Below are 21,858 nucleotides of genomic sequence, written 5' to 3'. Positions count from 1 at the left end.
GCCACAAGCCGTGAGGAAAGGGTGGCGGAAACATGGGTCATACGCCGACGCATACGACTCCGGGAAATGGGGTAGAGCTCTCTGCCTGGCTCCCGTCCCAGGTTCCGGTTTCCCTTCTGACCGCGCAAGGCAGAACAGCGGACGAGAGGTACCGGGAGCCATCCTCCGAGACCCTGCTGACGGCGTACCGGAAGATGGTCCTCGGGCGCCGCTTCGACGAGCAGGCGACCGCGCTCGCCCGGCAGGGCAGGCTGGCGGTCCACCCGTCCAGCCTCGGTCAGGAGGCCTGCCAGATCGGCGCCGCGCTCGCGCTGCGCGACACGGACTGGCTGTTCCCCACCTACCGGGACTGCGTCGCGCTGATCAGCCGCGGGATCGACCCGGTCGAGGCGCTGACGCTGCTGCGCGGCGACGCCCACTGCGGCTACGACCCGCTGCACCACCGCACCGCGCCGCAGTGCACCCCGCTCGCCACCCACGCCGCGCACGCCACCGGACTGGCCCACGCGGAGCGGCTGAAGGGCACGGACACCGTCGCCCTCGCGCTCGTCGGCGACGGCGCCACCAGCGAGGGCGACTTCCACGAGGCGCTCAACCTGGCGGGTGTGCTGCGCGCGCCGGTGGTCTTCCTCGTGCAGAACAACCGGTACGCCATCTCCGTCCCGCTGTCCGCCCAGTGCGCGGCACCGGGCCTGGCGTACAAGGGAATCGGCTACGGCGTCCGTTCGGAACAGGTGGACGGCAACGACGCCGCGGCCGTCCTCGCCGTACTGAGTACGGCGGTCGAGGACGCGCGGGCGGGCGGCGGACCGTGGCTGGTCGAGGCACACACCTACCGCCTGGGCCCGCACACCAGCGCCGACGACCCGTCCCGCTACCGCCCGGCGGAGGAGGCCGAGCACTGGCGCCGACGCGATCCCGTCACCCGCCTGGAGTCCGCCCTGCGCGAGCGCGGCGTGCTGACCCCCGAGGACGCCGAAGCCGCGACCGCGCAGGCGCAGGCGTACGCGGCCGACCTGCGCGCACGGCTCACCGCGGATCCCGAGACCGACCCCCGGACCCTGTTCGACCACGTCTTCGCCGAGCCGCCCCCGCACCTGACGGAGCAACGCGCCGCCCTGCGGGCCGAGTTGGAGGAACGCTGACATGACGACGAGTGTGGCGATGGCGCAGGCCCTCAACACCGCCCTGCGGGACGCGCTCGGCGCGGACGAACGCGTCGTCGTCTTCGGCGAGGACGTCGGCCGCCTCGGCGGAGTCTTCCGGGTGACCGACGGGCTCACCGAGGAGTTCGGCGACCGGCGCTGCTTCGACACCCCGGTCAGCGAGGCCGGCATCGCGGGGTTGGCGGTCGGGATGGCGATGGCCGGGTTCCGGCCGGTGGTGGAGATGCAGTTCGACGCGTTCGCCTACCCGGCGTTCGAGCAGATCGCCTCCCACATGGCCAAGATGCGCAACCGCACGCGGGGAGTGCTCCCGCTGCCCCTGGTCGTCCGCATCCCGTACGGCGGCGGCATCGGCGGTGTGGAGCACCACAGCGACTCCAGCGAGGCGTACTACGCGCACACGGCCGGTCTGAAGGTGGTGACGCCGGCGACGGCCGCGGACGCCTACTCCCTGCTGCGTGAGGCGATAGACGACCCGGACCCGGTGATCTTCCTGGAGCCGAAGCGCCACTACTGGACCAGGGAAGCGGTCCGGCTCCCCGCGCGCACCGAGCCGTTCGGCACCGCAGCGGTACGCCGGTCCGGAACCGACGCGACGGTGGTGGCGTACGGACCGTCGGTCGCCGTCGCCCTGGAGGCGGCCCGGGAGGCAGCGGCCGAGGGCCTGGACGTGGAGGTGCTGGACCTGCGCAGCCTCGTGCCGCTGGACGACCGTACGCTCACCGCGTCGGTCCGCCGCACGGGCCGCTGCCTGGTGGTGCACGAGGCGCAGGGCTTCGCCGGGGTCGGCGCCGAGATCGCGGCGCGGGTGCAGGAACGGTGCTTCGACGCGCTGGTCGCGCCGGTGCTGCGGGTCACCGGGTTCGACATCCCGTATCCGCCCCCGCTGCTGGAGGGCGCGCATCTGCCGGGCACCGGGCGGGTGCTGGAGGCGCTGCGGCGGCTGCTGCCGGAGGCAGCCGGGCGGCGCCCGCGTCAAGTCGCCTCCGGTTCCTCCGAGTCGGACGGCCGGACCTTCTGTCTGCCCGATCTGGGCGAGGGGCTGGCGGATGCCGAGGTGCTGGAGTGGACGGTCGCGGTGGGCGACACTGTCGAGCAGGACCAGGTCGTGGCCGAGGTGGAGACCGCCAAGTCGGTGGTGACGCTGCCGAGTCCGTACGCCGGGACGGTCACCGCCCTGCACTGCCGGGCGGGTGAGGTCGTGCGGGTGGGAACGCCGTTGCTGACGGTGGCGGACACCGCGTCGCAGGAACCGGGTTCCGGGGCTGTGCTCACCGGCTACGGGACCGACGGCGCGCGCCGGTCCTCGCGGCCGACCCCGCGGGCGTTCGCCGGGCCCCGCCCGTCGGACCCGGACACCCGCACGCCGCTCGACACCACCGCCGCCAAATACCTCCGCGCTCACCGCGAGACACCCGCGGTCACCATCTGGGCGGACGCCGACGCCACCCACCTCCTCGCCGCCCGCACCACTGTCGGCACCGGCCTCCTGCCCCTGCTCGCGCGGGCCTGTCTGGCCGGGCTCGCCGCCTTCCCCGCTCTCAACTCCCGGGTCGACACGGGCCGCGGGGAGATCGTGCGCCTGTCCGAGGTGCACCTCGGCTTCGCCGCGCAGACCGCCCGCGGTCTCGTCGTTCCCGTGGTCCGGGACGCGCACCGCCTCGGCCTCGACGAACTCGCGGCCGAGATGGGCCGGCTGACCGGCCTCGCCCGCGAGGACGCCCTCCCTCTGGAGCACCGGACCGGCGGCACCTTCACCCTGAACAACTACGGCCCCCTCGACGTCGACGGCGCCACACCGATCCTCAACCACCCCCAGTCCGCGATGCTCGGCGTCGGGCGTGTCACCGACCGTCCCTGGGCGGTGAACGGCCAGGTGGAGGTGCGCAAGATCGTCACGCTCTCGCTCACCTTCGACCACCGGGTGTGCGACGGCGGCACCGCGGCGGGATTCCTGCGCCGTGTCACCGACCACCTCACGGGTGACTCCGGTACCTGAGTCACCCCCGCCCGTCGGACGTGCGGCGCTCCGGTCCCCGCTGTGCCAGCCACCGGGCGACCGCCGCCGCGATCGGCTGCCCGGTCTCCAGCTCGACGAAGCCGAACTGGCCGCCCTGGTTGCACTCCAGGAACCACCAGATGCCGTCCTCGTCCTCGGCGAAGTCGAAGGCGGCGTACGCCAGTCCGGCCAGAGCGACGTACTCGTGCACCGACTTGCCGATGCGCCCGGGGACCGGGACCGGCTCCCAGCCGTGTCCGGTGTCCCCGTAGCGTCCGTCGACCTGGTCGGGTCCGGCGGTCTTCCGCGCGGCGAACAGCCCGGACCCGACGCAGGTCAGACGGATGTCGGCCCGCTTGGGGACGTATTTCTGGAGCAGTGCCGGCCCGGCGGCGACGGCGCCGAAGTCGGCGTCGGGGCCGATGAGGGTGGTGGGCAGGTTCAGCACGGGGTCACCGGGCGGCGGCCCCGAGGCGGACTTCACGACCACGTCCCGGTACTCCTCGGCGAACTCCCGGGCCAGCCGGGGTGCCGTGGTGAAGACCGTCGGCGGCACGGCGAAGCCGCTGAGGTGGGCGACTCTCAGCTGCCAGGGTTTCAGCCGGGCCTGGTCGGCGTTGCGGGGATGGTTCATCCACCGTGCGGCGGCGGAGTGGAGCATCCCGTACAGCGCCTGCCGGGTCTCGGAGGTCAGCCACGGTGAGGGGTCGGCCGCGTGCGCGGCCGGTTCACCGGGCCTGCGTACCCAGATGGAGCGCAGTCCGCCCATGCTGAGCACATGCCCGTTGACCGACAGGTGCCCGTCGAAGTCGCCGTGGGCGTAGTCGGCGGACAGCACGGCCTTGCCCGGCAGGTCGGCGGGATCCAGTCGCATCACGGGCGTTCCCGTCCCGTGCAACTCGGCCACCACCATGTCGGCGGTCACGTCCTCCTCGGACGTGAGGATCAGTACGGTCATGCGCGCACGGATCGTCAGTCGTCGAAGTGGGTCGCGGATCCGGCGGTCGACGTCGTCGTGCCGACCGCGAGCAGAAGATCCGGATCACTGACGGCCGGGCGGCCGTCGGGCAGCACGTTCAGTTGGCGGGCCGGGTCGAAGTGATACGGCGTCACCGCTTGGGAAATCCCTCTGGGAAAGGCGTAGTTGAGGGTGAACGGTCGCACGGTGAACCTCCCGTGTAGTGCGTGTGAATTACCGTCACTTACGCACTGCTTGCGTAAGGAATTCATCACTTTCCGCCACATCAACGTGAAGGTCGTCACACCCTTCACCGGATTCCCCGACTCCGCTCAGGACTCCTTGACGCTGAACCGTTTCATTGCTTCCCTCGAAACACAGTTCTTCATGGGAGCGCTCCCAACCCCCCACGCGAAAGGGATCCCCGTGCAGACACCCCCTCACCCCAGACGCACCCTCCCCCTCCCCCTCCTTCTCGCGGCGGCACTTGTCGCCTGTCTTCTGTCCCTGTCCTGGGCGGGCGCCTCTCCGGCTCGGGCAGCGGCGGGCGACGGTTCGGTGTCCGACCCGAACATCGTCTACGTGGGCCGCTGGGACACCAGTTCGAGCACCGCGGCCGTGCCCCAGTGGTCCGGCGCGTACCTTCGGACGGCCTTCACCGGCACCACGGTGAAGGTCAGGGCCAGGGACGCGGTCAACTTCTACGCGAGCGTCGACGGCGGCCCGGACGTCTTCCACGCGGGCGTACGCGGAACGGTCGACCTCACCCCCCAGCCCCTCTCCCCCGGCACCCACACCCTGCGGATCTCCTACCGGTCCGGCGACACCGTGTTCCAGGGCCTGGTCCTGGACTCCGGCGCGCGCACGGTCAGTCCGAGCGTGCCGTCCGGGCTGGTCGAGTTCGTCGGCGACTCCATCACGGCCGGCGCCCTCACCGACCGGCTGGCACTCGACTCGTACGCCTGGAAGACCGGCGAGCAGCTGGGGATGCGGCACACCCGGATCGCCCGCGCCGGGTACTGCCTGGTCGCCCAGTCCGGTTGCGTCGGCCTGAGCGGTCAGTACTTCCGGACCGGCAGCACCGGCGACCAGAACTGGGACTTCTCCCGCTACCGGGCGAACGCGGTCGTCATCAACCTCGGCACCAACGACATCGGTCACGGCGTGTCCGGCTCCGCCTTCCAGAGCGCCTACACCAAGTTCCTGAGCGACCTGCGCGCCAGGCACCCGGAAGCCCAGCTCTTCGCCGTCCAGACACTCAAGAAGCGCTACGTCACCGAGACCAAGGCGGCCGTCGGCGCCCGCAACGCCGCCGGTGACGCCAAGGTGCACTACGTCGACACCACGGGCTGGCTCACCGACGGCGCCGACTACGAGGACGGCAACGGCCATCCGAACGAGGCGGGCCACACCAAGTTCGCCGGTCGCCTGGCGCCCGTCATCGCGGCCCGGCTGGGCAGCGCCGCCGAGGTGTCCGCCAAGGCCGCCGCCCCCGGTCAGCCCGGCGATCCCAACATCAAGTTCGTCGGCCGCTGGGACACCCGGAGCTCCAGCACCCTCTACACGCCGTACTGGGCGGGGGCGTACTACCGGGTCGGTTTCACCGGCCGGACGGTCAAGCTCAAGCAGCGCAACACGATCGACTTCTGGGCACGCATCGACAACGGGCCGGTGAAGTTCTACGACGACGTCAAGGGCACGGTGGACCTGACTCCGACGCCGCTGTCCGCCGGCAACCACACACTCCAGGTCAACTACCAGGTGGTCGCGGGCTCGTATCGCGGTGACGCCGTGTTCCAGGGGCTGGCCCTCGACAGCGGGGCGACGACGTTCGCTCCGTCGGCCCCGGCCAAGCTGATCGAGTTCGTCGGCGACTCGATCACGGTGGGCACGACCACGTCGCAGAACGCCCGTACCGCGTACGGCTGGTTGATCGGCGAACGGCTCGGCGCCGAGCACACGCAGGTGGCGCAGGGCGGCGCCTGTCTGGTCGCTACGGCCGACGGATGCGTGGGGCTGGAGCAGCAGTTCGGCAGGCTCAACCCCAACTCCGGCACGCCCGACTGGGACTTCGGCCGCTACCAGGCGGACGCCGTCGTGATCAACCTGGGCACCAACGACGTGGGCCACGGGGTGAGTTCGACGCAGTTCCAGTCAGCGTACGGCAGTCTGCTGCGCAAGGTCCGCACCGCCTATCCACGGGCCTGGATCTTCGCCCTGGAGACCTTCCGCGGCCGCTACGTCCCGCAGACCGAGGCGGCCGTCAAGGCGGCCGTCGACGGCGGCGACACCCGGCTCTCCTTCGTCGACACGACGGGCTGGCTGGGCTCCGGCGACCTGACGGACTCCGTCCACCCCAACGACCAGGGCCACCGCGTCATCACCGACCGCCTGGCACCGATCATCGCGGCGCGCATCGGCGGCTGAGCGCGCCGGTCATCCCGGAGGGGCGTCTGAGCCCGACCGCAGCTCGCGCAGGAAGTGCGGTGCCGCCTCGATCAGTTGATCCACCTGGCTCTCGATCACCCGGAGGTATTCGTCGAGCGAGCCGACGCATACCTCCGGGATCTCCAGCAGATAGCGATACCCGCCGTTCTCCTCGTCCTCCGGGGCGTCCACCCCGATGTCCGCCTCGACGGAGAAGGCCTGAGGCGACATGCGCACGGTGAGGCCGCAGTCCATGGACCGGCCGTCCTCGAGACCCAGACTCACACCGAGGACCTGCATGCCGGGCGTCGCACCGTACTTGGCGAACTCGCGCCAGGTGATGTGCGGTTGGTGCTCCAGGAACCGTTCGTAGGCCATCGTGCTGAGTCGCCCGGCGGCCTTCCACAGGGCGACGGGCAGGCGCTGGGCGTCTCGGTCGGCTGTGTCCACTCTCCGATCATAGAAGCCCGCCCTCCCGCCGCCCCCGGGTCAGGCCTGCGGCATCCCTCCGCCCTGGAGCCGTTCCAGGTCGGAGGGGCGGACCTGGATCACCAGGAGGGCGATCACCGCGGCGATGGCGGTGAAGATCGCGGCCATGATGAAGGCGGCGGAGACACCCGCGGTGAGGATCTCGTCGGCGTACGGCGCCGGGAGCTGCCCGGTGCGTTCGAAGTTCAGCCGCTCCAACGGGGTCGCCTGGGACAGGAAGGCGGGGATCTGCTGGTCGGCCTCGTTGTTGCTCGCCGTGCCGAACATCGTGACCAGGATGGACAGCCCCAGGGAGCCGCCGACCTGCTGGGTGGCGTTGAGGAGCCCGGAGGCCGCGCCCGTCTCCCGGGTGGCCACGTTGGACAGCGCCATCAGGGTCAGGGACACGAACTCCATGCCCATGCCGAGGCTGAAGACGAGCATCGGGCCGAGGATGCTGCCCGCGTAGGTGGAGTGGACGTCGGTCAGGGTCAGCCAGGCGAGGCCCGCGGCGGCCAGGATCGCGCCCGTCACCATGAAGGGTTTGGGCCCGTACTTCGGCAGGAGCTGGGAGGCGAGCCCCGCGCCGATCGCGATGACCACGCTCACCGGGAGGAACGCCAGTCCCGCCTCCAGGGGGCTGAAGTCCAGCACGTTCTGCACGAAGAGCGTGAGGAAGAAGAACATGCCGAAGATCGCGGCGGCCAGGCTCAGCATCATGCCGTAGGTGCCCGCCCGGTTGCGGTCGGCGAACATGTGCAGGGGGGTGATCGGCTGTCTGGAGCGCTGCTCGACCAGGATGAACAGCAGCAGGAAGACGACGGCCGCCCCGAACGCGCCCAGGGTCAGCGGGTCCCGCCAGCCGTCCTGCGCGGCCCGGATGAACCCGTACACCAGCAGCACCATGCCGATCGTGGACGTCAGCGCGCCCAGCACGTCGAAGTGCCCGGAGTGCCGCTCGGACTCCCTGATCCAGCGTGGGGTGGCGAGCACGATCAGCAGACCGATGGGCACGTTGACGAACAGCACCCAGCGCCAGTTGAGCCACTCGACGAGCATGCCGCCCGCCAGCAGCCCGATCGCGCCGCCGCCCGCCGAGACCGCCGCGAAGACCCCGAACGCCCTGTTGCGTTCGGGCCCTTCGGGGAAGGTCGTGCTGATCAGGGCGAGGGAGGTCGGGGAGGCGATGGCACCGCCGACGCCCTGGAGTGCGCGAGCGGCCAGGAGTTGCCACTCGTTCTGGGACAGTCCGCCGAGCAGTGAGGCGAGGACGAACAGCAGGACGCCGAAGACGAACACGCGCCGTCTGCCGAGGATGTCGCCCATCCTGCCGCCGAGCAGCAGCAGTCCGCCGAAGGTGAGCGTGTACGCGTTGACCACCCAGGACAGGCTGGTCGTGGAGAAGCCGAGCGAGCGCTGGATGTCCGGCAGGGCGATGTTCACGATGGTGATGTCGAGCACCACCATGAGCTGACAGGACGCGATGACCAGCAGCGCCATACCGCTGCCACGGCTCTCGCTCCGCTCCGTTTCCTGCGGGGTGGTCCGTGCTTCGGGGGCCGGCTCGGGGTTGCTCATGGCGGTGCGCCGTGGGCGGGGTTTCGGTGGCTGGTTCCCGCCACCATTCGACCGTACGCCGGTGCCGTGCGGCCCTCCACTCGATCACGGGAGCGAGCCGGACCGAACACGGACGTCCAGGTCAGCGAGCGCCGCGGATCAGGCCCGTCAGATAGCGCCAGAGCGACGATCGCTGCCGGGCGGAGCGGTCCGGCAGCAGCGCGTCGGCCGCCCCCGGCGCCGGCTCCGGCTCCGGTGCCGTGTGCGGCGCCGACGCCCGCCCGGGCGTCGGCGCGAGTTCGTACCGTACGGGCAGCGAGCGCAGACCGCGCATGAACGGCGAGGAGCGCCAGGGCAGTTGGTCGGCGGGCAGGGCGAGGTCCAGATGGGAGAACCGCTCGAAGAGCCGGCCCACCCCGACCGCCGCGACCGTCGAGGCGAGCTCGCGGGCCGGGCACTGGCGGCGGCCCGCGCCCCAGGACAGGTGCGCCCGGGTGCTGATCGTGCTGCCCGGTGCCACATGGTCGGCGAAGAGCGGATCGGCGTGCGCGGCCGCGGAGGAGACCCAGACCGGGTCGCCCGCACGGATCGTGTAGCCGCCGAGCGGGGTGTCCTCCGCGGCGAAGCGCGGGACGAAGTTCACCAGCGGCGGCTTGCGCATGACCACCCGGTTCATGGTCTCCCTGATCATCCCGGCGGACAGGCTGGCGCGCACCCCGCCGTCGCCGGAGATGACCTCGACCACGGTGTTGGACATGAGGATGCCGACGTGATCGGAGGTCATGCCGAGCAGCATGAACAGCTCGCGGGCGAGTTCGTCGAGCGAGAGGCCGGGATGCGCGGCGAGCAGGTAGGAGGGGAAGTCCTCGCCCGGCTCCTCGAGCTTCACGGCCGCCAGGTCCGCGAGTGTGGCGAGCAGCCGTTCCAGGGCGGGCTCCGCGTCCGGACCGGCGTCCAGCACCCGCCACATGTCCATCAGGGCGTCGTCGCCCTGGGAGCCGGGGAAGCCGAGCAGATGACTGGCCACCATCAGCGGCAGCGGCCGGGAGAACTGCGCGGAGAGGTCGGCCACGCCCGTGCCGCCGCCCTGTCCCACCAGGGTGATCAGGTCGTCGGCGTAGGCGGTGACGGCTGCCTTCAGGCGCTTGGCCTGCGGGTGGCCGGGGTCCTGGAACGGCTTGAGTGCCGCGTCCCACGCCGTCCGCAGCGACCCGTATCCGGGGCCGCCCTGGATCAGCACGTGGTTGACCTCCAGGGAGGGCCCGAGCGGCCAGTCGGCGGGCACTTCGCCCTCGGTGCGGGCCCGCCAGTTCTCCAGCCCCTTCGGCCAGGCGTCGTCGTCCTGGAGGACCTGGAGCGCCTCGCGGTAGCCGAGGACCAGCCAGGCGGGCACGCCGAGCAGGTCGACCGGTGCGACGGGCCCGTGTCGCTGCCGCAGCCGCTCGTACACGAGGGAGGGGCGTGTGTCGTAGTCACGGGTCAGCAGCGGTTCGGGTTTCAGTTCTTCCAAGCGGGTGCCGTCGACGTCCACGGATCCGCTCTCGCCCACCTGGGATTCCATCGCCCTGCCGCCCCTCCGACACTCCCCGCACCGGCTCACTACCAGTCAGTAGCCGGCGACGCCGGTGACCCTACCCCAGGCGGGCCTCTCAGGTGAACGACGGGTGCGGTGCGCAGGTCAGCCGGCTGTCGGCGGGATGTTCTGGTTGGCGTGGAAGAAGTTGTCCGGGTCGTAGGTGTGCTTGGTCGCGGCGAGCCGGTCGTAGTGGCCGCGGTAGGTCGCCCGGACCCGGTCGGCGCTCTCCGCCTCACCGAGGAAGTTGATGTAGGAGCCGCCCATGGAGTGCGGGTGCAGGTCGGTCCAGTAGTCGACGCTCCACTGCCGGATCAGCTCGGCGTTGGCGGGGTCCGGGTCGATCCCGGCGATCACGCCGGACCAGACGGCGTCGCGGTAGGCCCAGGCGGTGTCGTCGGCGCCGACCTGGTGGGCCGCGGCGTCCACGGGATACAGGTGCATCAGGGACAGGTCGGTGGGGATGTTCTCGCCGTACTTGTGGTGCACTTCGATCGAGGCGTCGGAGATGGTGTCGAAGAAGTCACCGCGCCAGTACCACTGGTAGCCCTTCGGGATCAGTGTGTCGAACATGCCCTGGAGGGCGGGATAGGGCATCGGCGTGGTGAAGTGGAAGGCGGACGGCGCCGGTTCGTTCACGGCGGTCAGCGCCTGCTCCAGGCGGTCGCCCGCCAGGTCGCCGGTGTAGCACCAGACGACGCCGCACATCTTCTGCCCGTGGATCGGCTCGGGGAACGGCGGCCCGGGCGGGATCACGAACACGGTGAAGAAGCCGTACAGGTCCTGCGGTGCGGCGGGCAGGAACTCCCGGTACCAGCGCAGCACTTCGGGGGTGCGGTCGACCGGCCACACCGTGACCGCGACCCCGACCGTGTCCACCGGGTGCAGCCCGAACGTGAACGACGTGACGACGCCGAAGTTCCCGCCGCCGCCCCGCAGCGCCCAGAACAGGTCCGGGTGCTCCTCCTCGGAGGCGGTGACGAACGATCCGTCGGCGAGGACGACGTCGGCGGACCGGAGGCTGTCGATGGTCAGGCCGTACTTCCGGGTGAGGTAGCCGTGGCCGCCCCCGAGGGTGAGGCCGCCGACGCCCGTCATCGAGATGATGCCGGCCGGTACGCCCAGGCCGAACGTGTGGGCCGCGTGGTCCAGGTCGCCCAGTTGTGCGCCGCCGGCGACCTGCGCGGTCATCGCGCGCGGGTCCACGTGCACCCCGCGCATCGTCGACAGGTCGAGGACGAGCCCGTCGTCGACGAGGCAGAGGCCGGGTCCGCTGTGTCCGCCGCCGCGCACGGCGAGCTCGACTCCGGTGTCCCGTGCGAAGGAGAGCACGGCCCGCACGTCCGCCACGTCCACGCACTGTGCCAAGGCCGCGGGGTGCCGGTCGATCATGGCGTTGTAGATGCTGCGGGCCTCGTCGTAGCCCGGGTCCCGCGCGGTGATGACTGGTCCGCGCAGTGTCTCGCGCAGGGCTTCGAGTGCCGTTCCGTTGATGCCACCCATGGCCGGACCCCTCTGTGTGAAGACGGTGAACCGCGGACGGATGACGGCGCCTGACGTCCGGGCGGGCAGCGGGGGCGTGGTGCGCGGATCCGTTCGCACCTCGTATCGATGTCGGCAGGGCGGACCGGCCCCGCCACAGCCCAGTCTTCACCCCGCCGCCGAGGGTCGCACCTCGAACGCGTGGAGCACGTCGAAGGCTGCCGCGGCGTCAGACCAACTCCTCGGCGGAGCGCGCCCCCTGGTCGCGCAGCCACGCCACCAGCGCGGGGTGCCCCGAGCGGTGGGCGGCGTCCAACGGGGTCAACCGGTCGTAGCCGATCCAGTTGACGTCACCGCCGCGTCGCAGCAGGTAGTCGGCCGTCTCCCGCTGCCCTCCGTGGCAGGCGCACCACAGCGCGGCGGTGATGTCCTCCCGGGTGGGCGGGGCGGGCTCGGCCGTGCAGCGGGCGGCGACGCGATCGGCTTCGCCGAGGGCGGCCGCCTGCCAGAGGTTGGTGCGGGCGCCGCGCTGCACCAGTCGTCGTGCGCACTTCCACTGCCCGAAGGCCACCGCGTCCGCCAGCGGCGTGCCGTCGCCGATGACCGCTCCGTCGGCCTCGATGTCCGCGCCCAGGTCGAGCAGGGCGTCCAGGACGGGCACGTCGTCGGTGCTGGCCGCCCAGTGCAGCGGCGTCTCGCGGTGCGCGCCGGTGAACCGGGCGTTGACGTCCGCGCCGGCGGCGACCAGCGCGGTCACCGTCGCGGGGCCGTCGGGCAGGTGGCCGGGCCAGTCGGTGGCGAGGTGCAGCAGGGTTCGCGCGCACTCGACGCTGCCCACCCGTGCCGTGGCCAGCCCCGGATGTGTGGTGAGCAGGTCCCGCAACGCCGCCACGTCTCCGCTGCGGATCGCCTCGCCCACGGCACGGGCCAGTGGAGCGGTCGTATCGATCAGCATCGGGCCTCCTCCCGGGTCCCCACCTGGATAACACGGGCCACTGACAACGCCCTCCAGGGGCGCACGGCGACGGACAGCCCTGTCCGGTCGCGGCCGCGCCCCTGTCTGTTACGCTCCCCGGGCCTCCCGCGGGGGAAGTCCGGTGAGAGTCCGGCGCTGACCCGCAACGGTGTGCGCGGGGGATCCTGTGGTCCTTCGCGTGAGCCCGATCGCCCGTGGTGGGTGCGACCCGTTGACTGCTCGCCGTGGACTGCGAGAGGGGACCGCGCGGCCGGCACGGTCGTACGGGCTGCCTCCTTGACCGACGTTCACCGGCGGCCCCAGGCGAAGGACCCGCCCGCCCGTGCACCGAAGCAAGACACGGATACCGACACCGGCATCCACCGCGGCACGCGTGTCCGTGCCACCGCTCGTCCTCGGGCTGGGACTGCTCCTGCTCGTCTCCCTCATGTGCGGCGTGGGGCTGGGAGCCGCCGGAATCGGGTGGGCGGAGGTCCTCAGGCTGCTCGGGGCCGGACTGACCGGCGGGACCATCGACACCCACGACGTGGGCGCGTACACCATCGTCTGGGAGATCCGGCTGCCGCGCGTCGTGCTCGGTGCCGTCGTCGGGGCCGGGCTCGCGGCCGTCGGTGTGGCCGTGCAGGCGATGGTCCGCAACGCGCTCGCCGACCCGTTCGTGCTGGGCATCTCCTCGGGTGCCGCGGTGGGCGCCAACGCGGTGATCCTGCTGGGCGCGTTCGCGGGACTCGGGGTCTGGGCACTGTCGCTGTCCGCCTTCGCCTCGGCGCTCGCGGCCATGGCGCTGGTGTACGCGGTGTCCCGGTCACCGCACGGGCTCACCCCGCTGCGGCTGATCCTGACCGGGACGGCACTGGCGTACGGCTTCGAGGCGTTGACCACGGTCATGGTGTTCGGCGCGGCCCGGGGCGAGGCGGCCCGCTCGGCGATGATGTGGCTGCTCGGGAGTCTGGGCGGCGCGACCTGGGCCCAGGTACCGCTCGCCGCGGTGACCGTGGCGGCCGGGTGGGCGTGGCTGCGGTGGCGGGCCGAGGCGCTCAACGCCCTGGCGATGGGGGACGAGACGTCCGCCGCGCTGGGCGTCCAACCGACGCGGCTGCGCCGGGAGTTGTTCCTCGTCACCGCCGCCGTCACCGGGACGGTCGTCGCGGTCAGCGGAGCCGTCGGGTTCGTCGGCCTGATGGTGCCGCATGTCGTACGGATGCTGGTGGGCGCCGATCACCGGCGGGTGCTGGCCGTGGCACCGCTCGCCGGGGCCGTGCTGCTGGTGTGGGCCGACCTGCTGTCCCGGCTGCTGCTCGCCCCCGCCGAACTGCCGGTCGGGGTGATCACAGCCGTGGTCGGGGTGCCCGCGTTCCTGCTGCTGATGCGGCGCGGCGGCTACGCGTTCGGGGGCCGGTGACCATGCGGCTCGACATCGAGGACGTCACGGTCGAGGCCGCCGGGGCCCGGCTGGTGGACGACGTCCGGCTCGCCGTGGACAGCGGGGCGTTCGTCGGGCTCGTCGGCCCGAACGGCAGCGGCAAGTCCACGCTGCTGCGGTGCGTGTACCGGGCGCTGCGGCCGGCCGGCGGTGTGGTGCGGCTCGACGGGGACGACGTGCACGCCATGCCGCCCCGCGCCGCCGCCCGGGTGCTGGCCGCGCTGCCGCAGGAGTCGTCGGCCGAGTTCGACTTCACCGTCGCCGAGGTCGTGGCCATGGGGCGGCTGCCGCATCCGGGCCGTACGGCCGCCTCCGACCAGGAGATCTGTGCCGCGGCCATGGACCGCACCGGAGTCGCCCACCTCGCCGGCCGCGGGTTCCTCGCCCTGTCCGGCGGTGAGAAGCAGCGCGTGCTCGTCGCCCGCGCGCTCGCCCAGCAGCCGCGGGTGCTGGTCCTGGACGAGCCCACCAACCACCTGGACATCGCCCACCAGCTGGACGTGCTGTCCCTGGTGCGGGCCAGCGGCCTGAGCGTGCTGGCGGCCCTGCACGACCTCAACCTGGCCGCCGCGTACTGCGATGTCCTGTACGTCATCGCCGGGGGCCGGATCGTCGCCTCGGGCGCGCCGCACGACGTCCTCCAACCCGCCCTGCTCGCCGAGGTGTTCGGCGTCCGCGCTCATCCGGTACGGCATCCGCAGACCGGCGCGGTCCAGCTCCTGTTCGACCTCCTCCCCCAAGGAACCACATGCGCAAGCTCGTAGCCACCGCCCTCTGCCTCGCCGCGACCGCCACCCTGACCGGCTGCGGGGCCACGGTGGAGAAGCCGGCCGAGGCCGGGTCCCCCACGGTCACCCTCACCAACTGCGGCCGCGAGGTCACCTTCGACAAGGTCCCCGAGCGCGTGGTCACCAACGACGTCGGCATCACCGAACTGATGTTCGCCCTCGGTCTGGAGGACCGGATGGCCGGGTTCGCCATGCCCGACGACAAGGGCGATCTGAGCGGCGTGCCGTGGAAGGACGGCTACGAGAAGGTGAAGTGGCTGTCGAAGGACCAGCTCACCAAGGAGAACGTCCTCGACGCCCGCGCCGACCTCGTCTTCGCCGGCTGGAACTACGGCTTCCGCGAGGACGGCGGCTTCACCCCCGAGGCTCTGAAGAAGCTCGGCATCCCCTCGTACGTCCTCACCGAGTCCTGCCACAACGGCCGTACGGAATCCTCGCGCGGGATCATGCCGCCGCTGGACGCCCTGTACGCCGACCTCACCAACCTCGGGAAGCTGTTCGGCGTCGAGCAGCGGGCCGCGACGCTGATCGCCGACTTCAAAAAGCAGGTGGCGCAGGTGCGGGCGAAGGCGCCCGCACCCGCGGACCGGCCGAAGGTGTTCCTGTACGACAGCGGGCAGGACCAGCCCTTCACCTCCGGGCGCTACGCCGCCCCCGAGCAGATCATCAGCGAGGCCGGCGGCGTCAACGTCATGCGTGACGTCCAGGACTCCTGGACCACCGTCGGCTGGGAGAGCGTCGTGCGGCGCGACCCCGACGTCATCGTGATCTGCGACTACGGCGACGTGAGCGCCGAGCAGAAGAAGAAGTTCCTGCTGTCCTACGCGCCGCTGCGGAACGTCTCCGCCGTCAGGCACAAGCGGATCTTCGTCCTCGACTACGTCGACCTGGTGGAGAGCCCCCGCAACCCGTCGGCCATCGCCCGGCTCGGCACGTATCTGCGGACGGTCGCCGAGGAGCGGTAGCCGCTGGAACGTCACCGCTCGAAGTGGCTCGGTCTGCCGTCGCGGTGCACCAGCCGGCCGAGCCGCCGAGCCCTGGCACGGGGCACCAGGGTCCAGGTGCCGTCGAGCTCACGCAGGGCGGCGGAGTGCCAGGGGGTGGTCCAGGCGTCGGGGGCGTCCAGGAGCCGGATGCCGAACTTGGGTGCGCCGACGGGCTGGGGGTGGATCGACAGACGCACGGCGCGCGGGTGCTGGTCGGCGATCAGCGCGCCCCAGGCACGGCTGCGCTGGATCACGCCGTACGCCCGTCTGCGGCACTCGCGTTGGAGCGCGGAGCGGGTGCCGGTGAACTCGGCGGTGTCCTCGACCAGGAAGCGGGTGATGCCGCGATACAGGGCGAGTGTCGGGGCGTCGGTGCGGACCTCGGCGCGCAGGGCCTCCAGGGTAGGGGCGTGGCGGTCGTGGACGTGGGCGCGTTTGGTGTCGTGGGGGAGGTCGCCGAGGACGTCGCGCAGGTCGAACACGGAGAGGTGGGACAGGTCCGACTGCCGTATGAGCGCGCGCAGTTCGTCCGCGTAGGCGTCGATGTGGTCGTCGGGGACGCCGATCAGGTCGCCGAAGACGTGACCGTCGGAGCAGATGACGACGTGGGCGCCCGGCGGGTAGATCTTCTCGATGTCCCGGCACAGGGTGTCGAGGAAGCCGAGGGAGAGGCGTTCGCCCATGTCGGGGAGGTGGCCCAGGGTCTTGGCGGGGTTGGGTGACTTGCAGGGGAAGGCGGGGAGGGTGAAGGCGACGGGGGCGCCCTCGCGGACGAAGTCGGTGATCCGGCGCAGTTGACGGGGGAACGCCTCGGCCGGGACACGGGCCTGGCCGGTCGGGGGCCGGCCGGTCGTGCGGTGATGCGGCAGGAGCAGGTTCAGGATCTCTGCCCCGGTGGTCCTGGGGAGGGTGTCCGGTGCGGTCGTCAGCAGCATGTCGTTCCTCCGGGGGCATGCGGGCCCGGCGGCATGGCGCCTTGGCGGGCCGGGCGCCGCGGGTCGGGGCTGTGGGTCGGGCGGGTGGCTCAGGCGTGCGGGTCAGCCGGCGGCCGTCGGTCGGAGCCGTCGGTCGTAGCCGACCGGCAGGTGCGAGGTGCCACGCCCCAGGACGGACGGGATCCACTCGATGTCCTCGTCGCCGACGGCGAGACGCAGGCCGGGCAGACGCGCGAGCAACGTGCCGAGCGCGACCTGGAGTTCGGCGCGGGCGAGGGCGGCTCCGGGGCAGAAGTGGATGCCGTGCCCGAAGGCCAGATGAGGGTTGGGCGAGCGGTCCAGGTCGAGGCGGTCGGGGTCCTCGAAGCGGCGCGGGTCCCGGTTGGCGGCGCACAGGGAGACGATCACGGAGTCGCCGGCCGGGATCTCGGTGCCGTGCAGGTCGCTGTCCTGGTCGAAGAAGCGCCAGGTGGTCAGCTCGAAGGCGCTGTCGTGGCGCAGGAGTTCCTCGACCGCGCGGGGCATGAGGGCGGGGGTGTCGCGCAGCCGGGCGAGCTGGCCGGGGTGGCGAAACAGGGCGATCAGGGCCGTCGTGATCTGGTTCGTGACCGGTTCCTGTCCGGCGACCAGCAGCTGGAAGATCATCGAGTCCAGCTCCTCCCACGACAGTTCGCCCCGGTCACGGGCGGCGACGAGACGGCTCAGCAGGTCGTCGCCCCCGTGCTCCCGCCGGTGGGCGACGACCTCGGCGATGTAGTCCTGCAGCCCGTCCAGGCGCGCCTCGTACATCGGCCGCCCCGGGTCCGTCGGCCCGACGGGCTGGACGACCTTGCCCCAGTCGCGGTCGAAGCGCGCGGCCAGCTCCCCCGGCAGGCCGATGACTTCGGCGAGTACCTGGAAGGGGAAGCGGGCGGCGAAACCGGCCACGAGGTCGGCGGGGCCGGCCTCCGGGAGGTCATCGACCAGCGCGTCCGCCAACTCCTGGAACCGGGGCCTCAGTTGCTCGATGCGGCGCGGCGTGAAGGCGTCCGTCACGAAGCGCCGCATGCGCGTGTGGATCGGCGGGTCCTGGTGGAGGAGATGGACCTGGAGCCGGGAGTGCTGCGGTTCGGGCATGATCGAGGCGCGGGCGCGCCAACGGTCGTTGCCCCGGGCGTGGTTCTTGCCGAGACGCTCGTCGTTCAGGGCCGCGTGGGCGGCGTCGTATCCGGTGACGAGCCATGCCTGTACGCCGCTCGGGAAGAGGACCGGGTGGACCGGCCCGGCCGCACGCATCCGCTCGTACAGCGGATAGGGGTTGGCCTTGTACGGGCAGCCCATGAGCGGCACCGGGCCGGGCGGCGAGTCCGGGTCCACGGCCGGAAGCGGTTCCTGGAGGGTCATGCGCGGGGCTCCTAGAGGGCGAGTTCGGGCCGGTGGTGGTCCAGCCACAGGGCGAGGTCGACGACGCGTTCGAGGCGGAGGCGGTGGCCCCACTCCAGCTGCTCGGGCGGAGTGTCGAGGCAGGGTTTGACGCGGGTCTCGTCGGTCAGCGCCCGTACCTGCTCGACGGACAGGGCGTCTCGGGCCAGGTCCTGGAGTCCGCGGTTGTAGTCGGGGTGGTGGGTGGCCGGGTAGTGGTTCTTGGGGCGGTGCAGCACCGAGTCGGGAGCCAGCCCCGCTCCGGCGGCCCGCAGCAGGCTCTTCTCCCGCCCGTCGAAGCTCTTCAGCGCCCAGGGCACGTCGAAGGCGTACTGGACGAGCCGGTGGTCGCAGTACGGCACGCGGACCTCCAGCCCCCGCGCCATGCTCAACCGGTCCGTGCGGTGCAGCAGTTGGCGCAGCCAGCGGGTCAGGGACAGGTGCTGCATCTCGCGTTGCCGGTGCTCGATGGGGCTCTCGCCGTCGAGGTGGGGCACGGCGGCCAGGGCGGTGCGGTAGGTGTCGGCGCGGAACTCGCCGATGCGCAGGTCGAGTTCCGGGTTGAGCGGCATGGCGGCCTCGTCGCCGGTGACCAGCAGCCAGGGGAAGGTGTCGGCGGCGAGCGCCCGGGGGTTGTGGAACCAGGGGTAGCCGCCGAAGACCTCGTCGGCGGCCTCCCCGGACAGGGCGACGGTGGAGTGCCGCCGTATCTCCCCGAAGAGCAGGTACAGCGAGGTGTCCATGTCGCCGACGCCGATCGGTGAGTCGCGCGCCGCGACCACGGACCTGCGGTGGTCGGGGTCGAGCAGCGCACGCGGGTCCAGTACGACCGTGCTGTGGTCGGTGCCGATGAACGCGCCCGCCTCGGTGGCGTACGGGGTGTCGTGGCCGGTGCGCAGGATGTCGCCGGTGAACCGCTCGGCCTGGTCGCTGTAGTCGACGGCGTAGGACCGGATCCGGGCGTGCGGGCCCTCCCGCAAGCTGAGTTCGTCGGCGAGCAGGGCGGTCAGGACGGTGGAGTCGATGCCGCCGGACAGCAGGCTGCACAGGGGGACGTCGGCTTCCAGCCGGCTGCGGGCGGCCGTGCTGAGCAGGGTGCCGATCCGCTCCACGGTGGCGTCCCGGTCGTCGTCGTGCGCACCCGCCTCCAGTTGCCAGTAGCGGCGTTCGCGGATGCCGTCGCGGTCCAGGACGAGCAGGCCGCCGGGCTCGACCTCACGCACGCCGGACCAGAGTGTCGGCCCGGTGTCGAACAGCAGGCTGTACGCCTCCCGGAGGCCGTCCGCGTCCACCCGGGGCCGTATCCCGGGGTGCCGGAAGAGCGCCTTGGGCTCCGAGGCGAAGGCCAGACCACCGTCGACGGCCGCCCAGAACAGCGGTTTGACGCCGAGCCGGTCGCGGACGAGGAGCAGCCGCTGGGCGCGCTCGTCCCAGACGGCGAACGCGAACATGCCGTCCAGGTGGTCGGCGAGTCCCTCGCCCCACTCGGCGTACGCGCGCAGCACGACCTCGGTGTCGCTGCCGGTGCGGAACCGGTGCCCCCGGGTGCGGAGTTCGGCCCGGAGCGCGTGGTGGTTGTAGATCTCTCCGCTGTGGCTGAGCACGGTGGTGGGCTCCTCCGGCCGGTCGGTCATCGGCTGGGCGCCGCCCGCGAGGTCGATGACGGCCAGGCGGCGGTGGCCGATCGCGGCCCGCTCGCCCAGCCACACGCCTCCGGCGTCGGGACCGCGCGGGGAGAGCTCGGCGGTCATGGCCTCGATGACCGCGGCCTGAATGCGGGCGTCGGCACGGAAGGACGCCCAGCCGGTGATGGCGCACATGGGAACTCCACTCCTGGGGGATCAGGTCGAGACGGTGTCGGCGGTCCGCTCGGGCGCGGCGGTCGCGCGGCGGCCGGGCAGGGCGAGCAGGGGGACGGCAAGGCAGGCGGCTCCCGCGGCGAGGGCCAGCCCGGCCCGCGCGCCGTCGCCGCCGGAACCGGTCAGGGCCCAGGCCGCGGTGGCGAGGGCGGGGCCGAGGGTGAAGCCGAGGCTGCGGGCGACCTGCACCGTCGAGCCGACGGTGGCCGTCCGCCCCGCTGGTGCGGCGCCCATGACCAGGGCCTGGGTCGGGCCGCCGCCGAGGCCCATGCCGAGGCCGGCCAGCGCGAGCCGCCAGGCCACGTCGGGCGGGGACCAGCCGTCGCCCAGCGGGATCAGCAGGAGCAGTCCGGCCGCGGTGAGCGCGGACCCGGTGGCCGCGAGCCGCCGGTATCCGTACCTGTCGGCGAGCCGGCCGCCGAGCGGACCGGCCAGCGCCATGCCGAGCGGGAAGGCGAGCACGGTCAGCCCGGTCGCGGTGGCGCTGACGCCCTCGTCCCGCTGGAGGTGCAGGGCGACGACGTAGTGCATGGCCGCGAACCCGGCCGCCGGCGCCAGCACCGCGCCGTGCGCCCGGAGCAGCCCCGTCGCCCGCAGTACGCCGGTCACCTCACGGCCGCCGGGTCCGCGCAGCCACCACCCCAACGGCGCTGCGGCGGCCGCGAGCAGGAACCACGCCGTTTGCCCGGATCCCGGCGTCAGGGCGAGCAGCAGCGCGGCCAGGCCGCCGGCGACCGACAGCGCGTCGGCGAGTGCCCGCCGGTCGGGCGCGCGCACCGCACCGTCCTCGGGCATCGCCTTCCAGGCCACGGCCAACGCCAGCAGGCAGAACGGGATCTTGACCAGGAAGACCCAGCGCCAGTCCAGGTGGTCCAGCAGCGGCCCGCCCACCGCCGGGCCGGTGACGGCGCCGAGTGGGCCGAGCGTCGCGGGCACGCTCATGGCCCGGCCGCGCACCGCGGGCCGTACGGCACGGATCACCAGCACCGGCATCAGCACGAACAGCACCGCCGCGCACGCGCCCTGCCCGATCCGGGCCGCGATCAGCCAGGCGGCCCGGGGAGACAGGGCGGCCAGGGCACCGCACAGGGTGAAGCCGGCGGTGGCCGCCAGCAGCGCGGGCCGGGTGCCCGTGCCGTCCAGCCATCGGCCGACGGGCAACAGCAGGGCGACGACGGGGAGTTGGTATCCCAGCGCCGCCCACTGCGCCGTGGCGGACGGGACGTGCAGGCCGGCGGAGATGTCGGCCAGCGCCACGTTGACGATGTTCATGTCGAGCATCGCCACGAACGACAGCGCGCCCGCCACGGCGACGAGAACCCAGCGGTCCCTCACGCTCGCGTCCCCTCCCCTCAGAACCGGGCTGCCGGTCGGCAGCCTCGTTCCAGAGGTCGGAGAAGAGGGGGGCCGAGTTCCCGGTTTTGGCCGGAAATATGATGAATGCGGAGTCGGCCCCCCGTGCGAGCCGTACGGCGCCCTGTACGGCCCCGCACGGCCCTTGTGCGACTCGCCGCGCCGTCAGGCCGTGGCGACGCCGTCCAGCTTGCCGGACTTGGCCTCCGCGACCAGCGACGAGAACTGGTCCGCGCTCATCTGCACCCGCTGCCCGAAGTCGTCCGTGAGGACCACCCGGCGCTCGTCCGGGGCGGCGGGGTCGACGAACAGCTGCGGACATCCGCAGTCGCAGTCGCCGCAGAACGTCGCCACCGGGTCCAGGCCCTCGATCCCGTGGATGTCGCTCATGCTTCACAACCCTTCTCGGTCGTGGGGGGGGGGCGAAGGGGGGAGCGAAGAGAGCGACACACCGCAACCACCACCCACAAAAAAAGGAACACCAAACGCTCCACCCCCCTACCCCCC

At 72.2% G+C, this 21,858-nt stretch carries 18 protein-coding genes, 1 pseudogene and 1 riboswitch; of the genes and pseudogenes, 7 read left to right on the top strand and 12 right to left on the bottom strand.

What is annotated here, in order from left to right; all coding sequences use genetic code 11:
• Positions 1 to 32 precede the first annotated feature (32 nt).
• The 3 genes and pseudogenes from pdhA (at position 33) to ACFU95_RS32720 (ending at position 3,165) form a co-directional block, all read left to right on the top strand.
• Positions 33 to 1,145: a pyruvate dehydrogenase (acetyl-transferring) E1 component subunit alpha gene (gene pdhA, locus ACFU95_RS32730; protein ID WP_383835053.1), complete on the top strand. Its 1,113-nt coding sequence runs from the start codon at positions 33 to 35 to the stop codon at positions 1,143 to 1,145.
• A 1-nt stretch (position 1,146) separates the two neighbouring features.
• Positions 1,147 to 2,124 (top strand): annotated as a pseudogene (locus ACFU95_RS32725) (alpha-ketoacid dehydrogenase subunit beta); the annotation flags it as partial.
• 99 nt (positions 2,125 to 2,223) lie between these two features.
• On the top strand, positions 2,224 to 3,165 hold the full coding sequence (locus ACFU95_RS32720; RefSeq protein ID WP_383835120.1) for a dihydrolipoamide acetyltransferase family protein: 942 nt from the start codon (positions 2,224 to 2,226) through the stop codon (positions 3,163 to 3,165).
• Between the two features lies 1 nt (position 3,166).
• Here the strand turns inward: ACFU95_RS32720 and ACFU95_RS32715 are convergent, their stop codons facing one another.
• Positions 3,167 to 4,123, bottom strand: coding sequence for an MvdC/MvdD family ATP grasp protein (locus ACFU95_RS32715; protein ID WP_383835050.1), 957 nt, complete (start codon positions 4,121 to 4,123; stop codon positions 3,167 to 3,169).
• A gap of 14 nt (positions 4,124 to 4,137) precedes the next feature.
• A complete protein-coding gene (tgmA, locus tag ACFU95_RS32710) occupies positions 4,138 to 4,329 on the bottom strand; it encodes a putative ATP-grasp-modified RiPP (RefSeq protein ID WP_383835047.1) in 192 nt (63 codons plus the stop codon).
• 220 nt (positions 4,330 to 4,549) lie between these two features.
• On the opposite strand from tgmA, the gene ACFU95_RS32705 reads away from it, so the two are divergent.
• Positions 4,550 to 6,550 carry a GDSL-type esterase/lipase family protein gene (locus tag ACFU95_RS32705; RefSeq protein ID WP_383835044.1) on the top strand — a complete coding sequence of 667 codons (2,001 nt, stop codon included), beginning with the start codon at positions 4,550 to 4,552 and terminating at the stop codon, positions 6,548 to 6,550.
• A 9-nt stretch (positions 6,551 to 6,559) separates the two neighbouring features.
• On the opposite strand, the gene ACFU95_RS32700 is transcribed toward ACFU95_RS32705, so the two are convergent.
• The 5 genes from ACFU95_RS32700 to ACFU95_RS32680 all read right to left on the bottom strand — a co-directional run bounded on the left by ACFU95_RS32700 (position 6,560) and on the right by ACFU95_RS32680 (position 12,585).
• On the bottom strand, positions 6,560 to 7,000 hold the full coding sequence (locus ACFU95_RS32700; protein WP_383835041.1) for a hypothetical protein: 441 nt from the start codon (positions 6,998 to 7,000) through the stop codon (positions 6,560 to 6,562).
• 39 nt (positions 7,001 to 7,039) lie between these two features.
• Positions 7,040 to 8,518, bottom strand: a complete 1,479-nt coding sequence (locus ACFU95_RS32695) for an MFS transporter (protein WP_383835117.1) — start codon at positions 8,516 to 8,518, stop codon at positions 7,040 to 7,042.
• A 199-nt stretch (positions 8,519 to 8,717) separates the two neighbouring features.
• Complete coding sequence (locus ACFU95_RS32690) at positions 8,718 to 10,136, bottom strand: cytochrome P450 (protein ID WP_383835038.1); 1,419 nt, start codon at positions 10,134 to 10,136, stop codon at positions 8,718 to 8,720.
• 117 nt (positions 10,137 to 10,253) lie between these two features.
• Positions 10,254 to 11,651 carry an FAD-binding oxidoreductase gene (locus ACFU95_RS32685; RefSeq protein WP_383835027.1) on the bottom strand — a complete coding sequence of 466 codons (1,398 nt, stop codon included), beginning with the start codon at positions 11,649 to 11,651 and terminating at the stop codon, positions 10,254 to 10,256.
• Between the two features lie 208 nt (positions 11,652 to 11,859).
• Complete coding sequence (locus ACFU95_RS32680) at positions 11,860 to 12,585, bottom strand: ankyrin repeat domain-containing protein (RefSeq protein ID WP_383835024.1); 726 nt, start codon at positions 12,583 to 12,585, stop codon at positions 11,860 to 11,862.
• Positions 12,586 to 12,716: 131 nt separating this feature from the next.
• Positions 12,717 to 12,800: riboswitch (cobalamin riboswitch) on the top strand.
• A 233-nt stretch (positions 12,801 to 13,033) separates the two neighbouring features.
• Here ACFU95_RS32680 and ACFU95_RS32675 point away from each other — a divergent pair.
• Genes ACFU95_RS32675 through ACFU95_RS32665 form a run of 3 tightly spaced genes read left to right on the top strand, consistent with a single transcriptional unit; the run spans position 13,034 to position 15,782 of the window.
• Positions 13,034 to 14,008 (top strand): FecCD family ABC transporter permease, encoded by a 975-nt coding sequence (locus tag ACFU95_RS32675; protein WP_383835114.1) that lies wholly within the window; start codon positions 13,034 to 13,036, stop codon positions 14,006 to 14,008.
• A gap of 2 nt (positions 14,009 to 14,010) precedes the next feature.
• Positions 14,011 to 14,793 (top strand): ABC transporter ATP-binding protein, encoded by a 783-nt coding sequence (locus ACFU95_RS32670; protein WP_383835021.1) that lies wholly within the window; start codon positions 14,011 to 14,013, stop codon positions 14,791 to 14,793.
• Positions 14,778 to 15,782 (top strand): ABC transporter substrate-binding protein, encoded by a 1,005-nt coding sequence (locus tag ACFU95_RS32665; protein ID WP_383835018.1) that lies wholly within the window; start codon positions 14,778 to 14,780, stop codon positions 15,780 to 15,782. The genes ACFU95_RS32670 and ACFU95_RS32665 overlap by 16 nt, the downstream gene beginning before the upstream one ends.
• Positions 15,783 to 15,793: 11 nt before the next feature.
• Here the strand turns inward: ACFU95_RS32665 and ACFU95_RS32660 are convergent, their stop codons facing one another.
• The 5 genes from ACFU95_RS32660 to ACFU95_RS32640 form a co-directional block, all read right to left on the bottom strand.
• The gene (locus tag ACFU95_RS32660) at positions 15,794 to 16,738 is read right to left on the bottom strand and encodes an L-tyrosine/L-tryptophan isonitrile synthase family protein (protein ID WP_383835015.1); all 945 of its coding nucleotides are present in this window, start codon (positions 16,736 to 16,738) and stop codon (positions 15,794 to 15,796) included.
• Between the two features lie 102 nt (positions 16,739 to 16,840).
• Positions 16,841 to 18,121: a cytochrome P450 gene (locus tag ACFU95_RS32655; protein ID WP_383835013.1), complete on the bottom strand. Its 1,281-nt coding sequence runs from the start codon at positions 18,119 to 18,121 to the stop codon at positions 16,841 to 16,843.
• An 11-nt stretch (positions 18,122 to 18,132) separates the two neighbouring features.
• A complete protein-coding gene (gene asnB / locus ACFU95_RS32650; protein WP_383835010.1) occupies positions 18,133 to 19,959 on the bottom strand; it encodes an asparagine synthase (glutamine-hydrolyzing) in 1,827 nt (608 codons plus the stop codon).
• Positions 19,960 to 19,980: 21 nt separating this feature from the next.
• On the bottom strand, positions 19,981 to 21,333 hold the full coding sequence (locus ACFU95_RS32645) for an MFS transporter (RefSeq protein WP_383835007.1): 1,353 nt from the start codon (positions 21,331 to 21,333) through the stop codon (positions 19,981 to 19,983).
• Positions 21,334 to 21,516: 183 nt separating this feature from the next.
• On the bottom strand, positions 21,517 to 21,741 hold the full coding sequence (locus tag ACFU95_RS32640) for a hypothetical protein (protein ID WP_383835004.1): 225 nt from the start codon (positions 21,739 to 21,741) through the stop codon (positions 21,517 to 21,519).
• Between the last annotated feature and the right edge of the window lie 117 nt (positions 21,742 to 21,858).

This window comes from Streptomyces sp. NPDC057623 (genome assembly GCF_042800355.1).
Taxonomy (GTDB): domain Bacteria; phylum Actinomycetota; class Actinomycetes; order Streptomycetales; family Streptomycetaceae; genus Streptomyces.
Note: the sequence above shows the minus strand (reverse complement) of the source record. Positions and strands in the feature narration are given on the sequence as shown.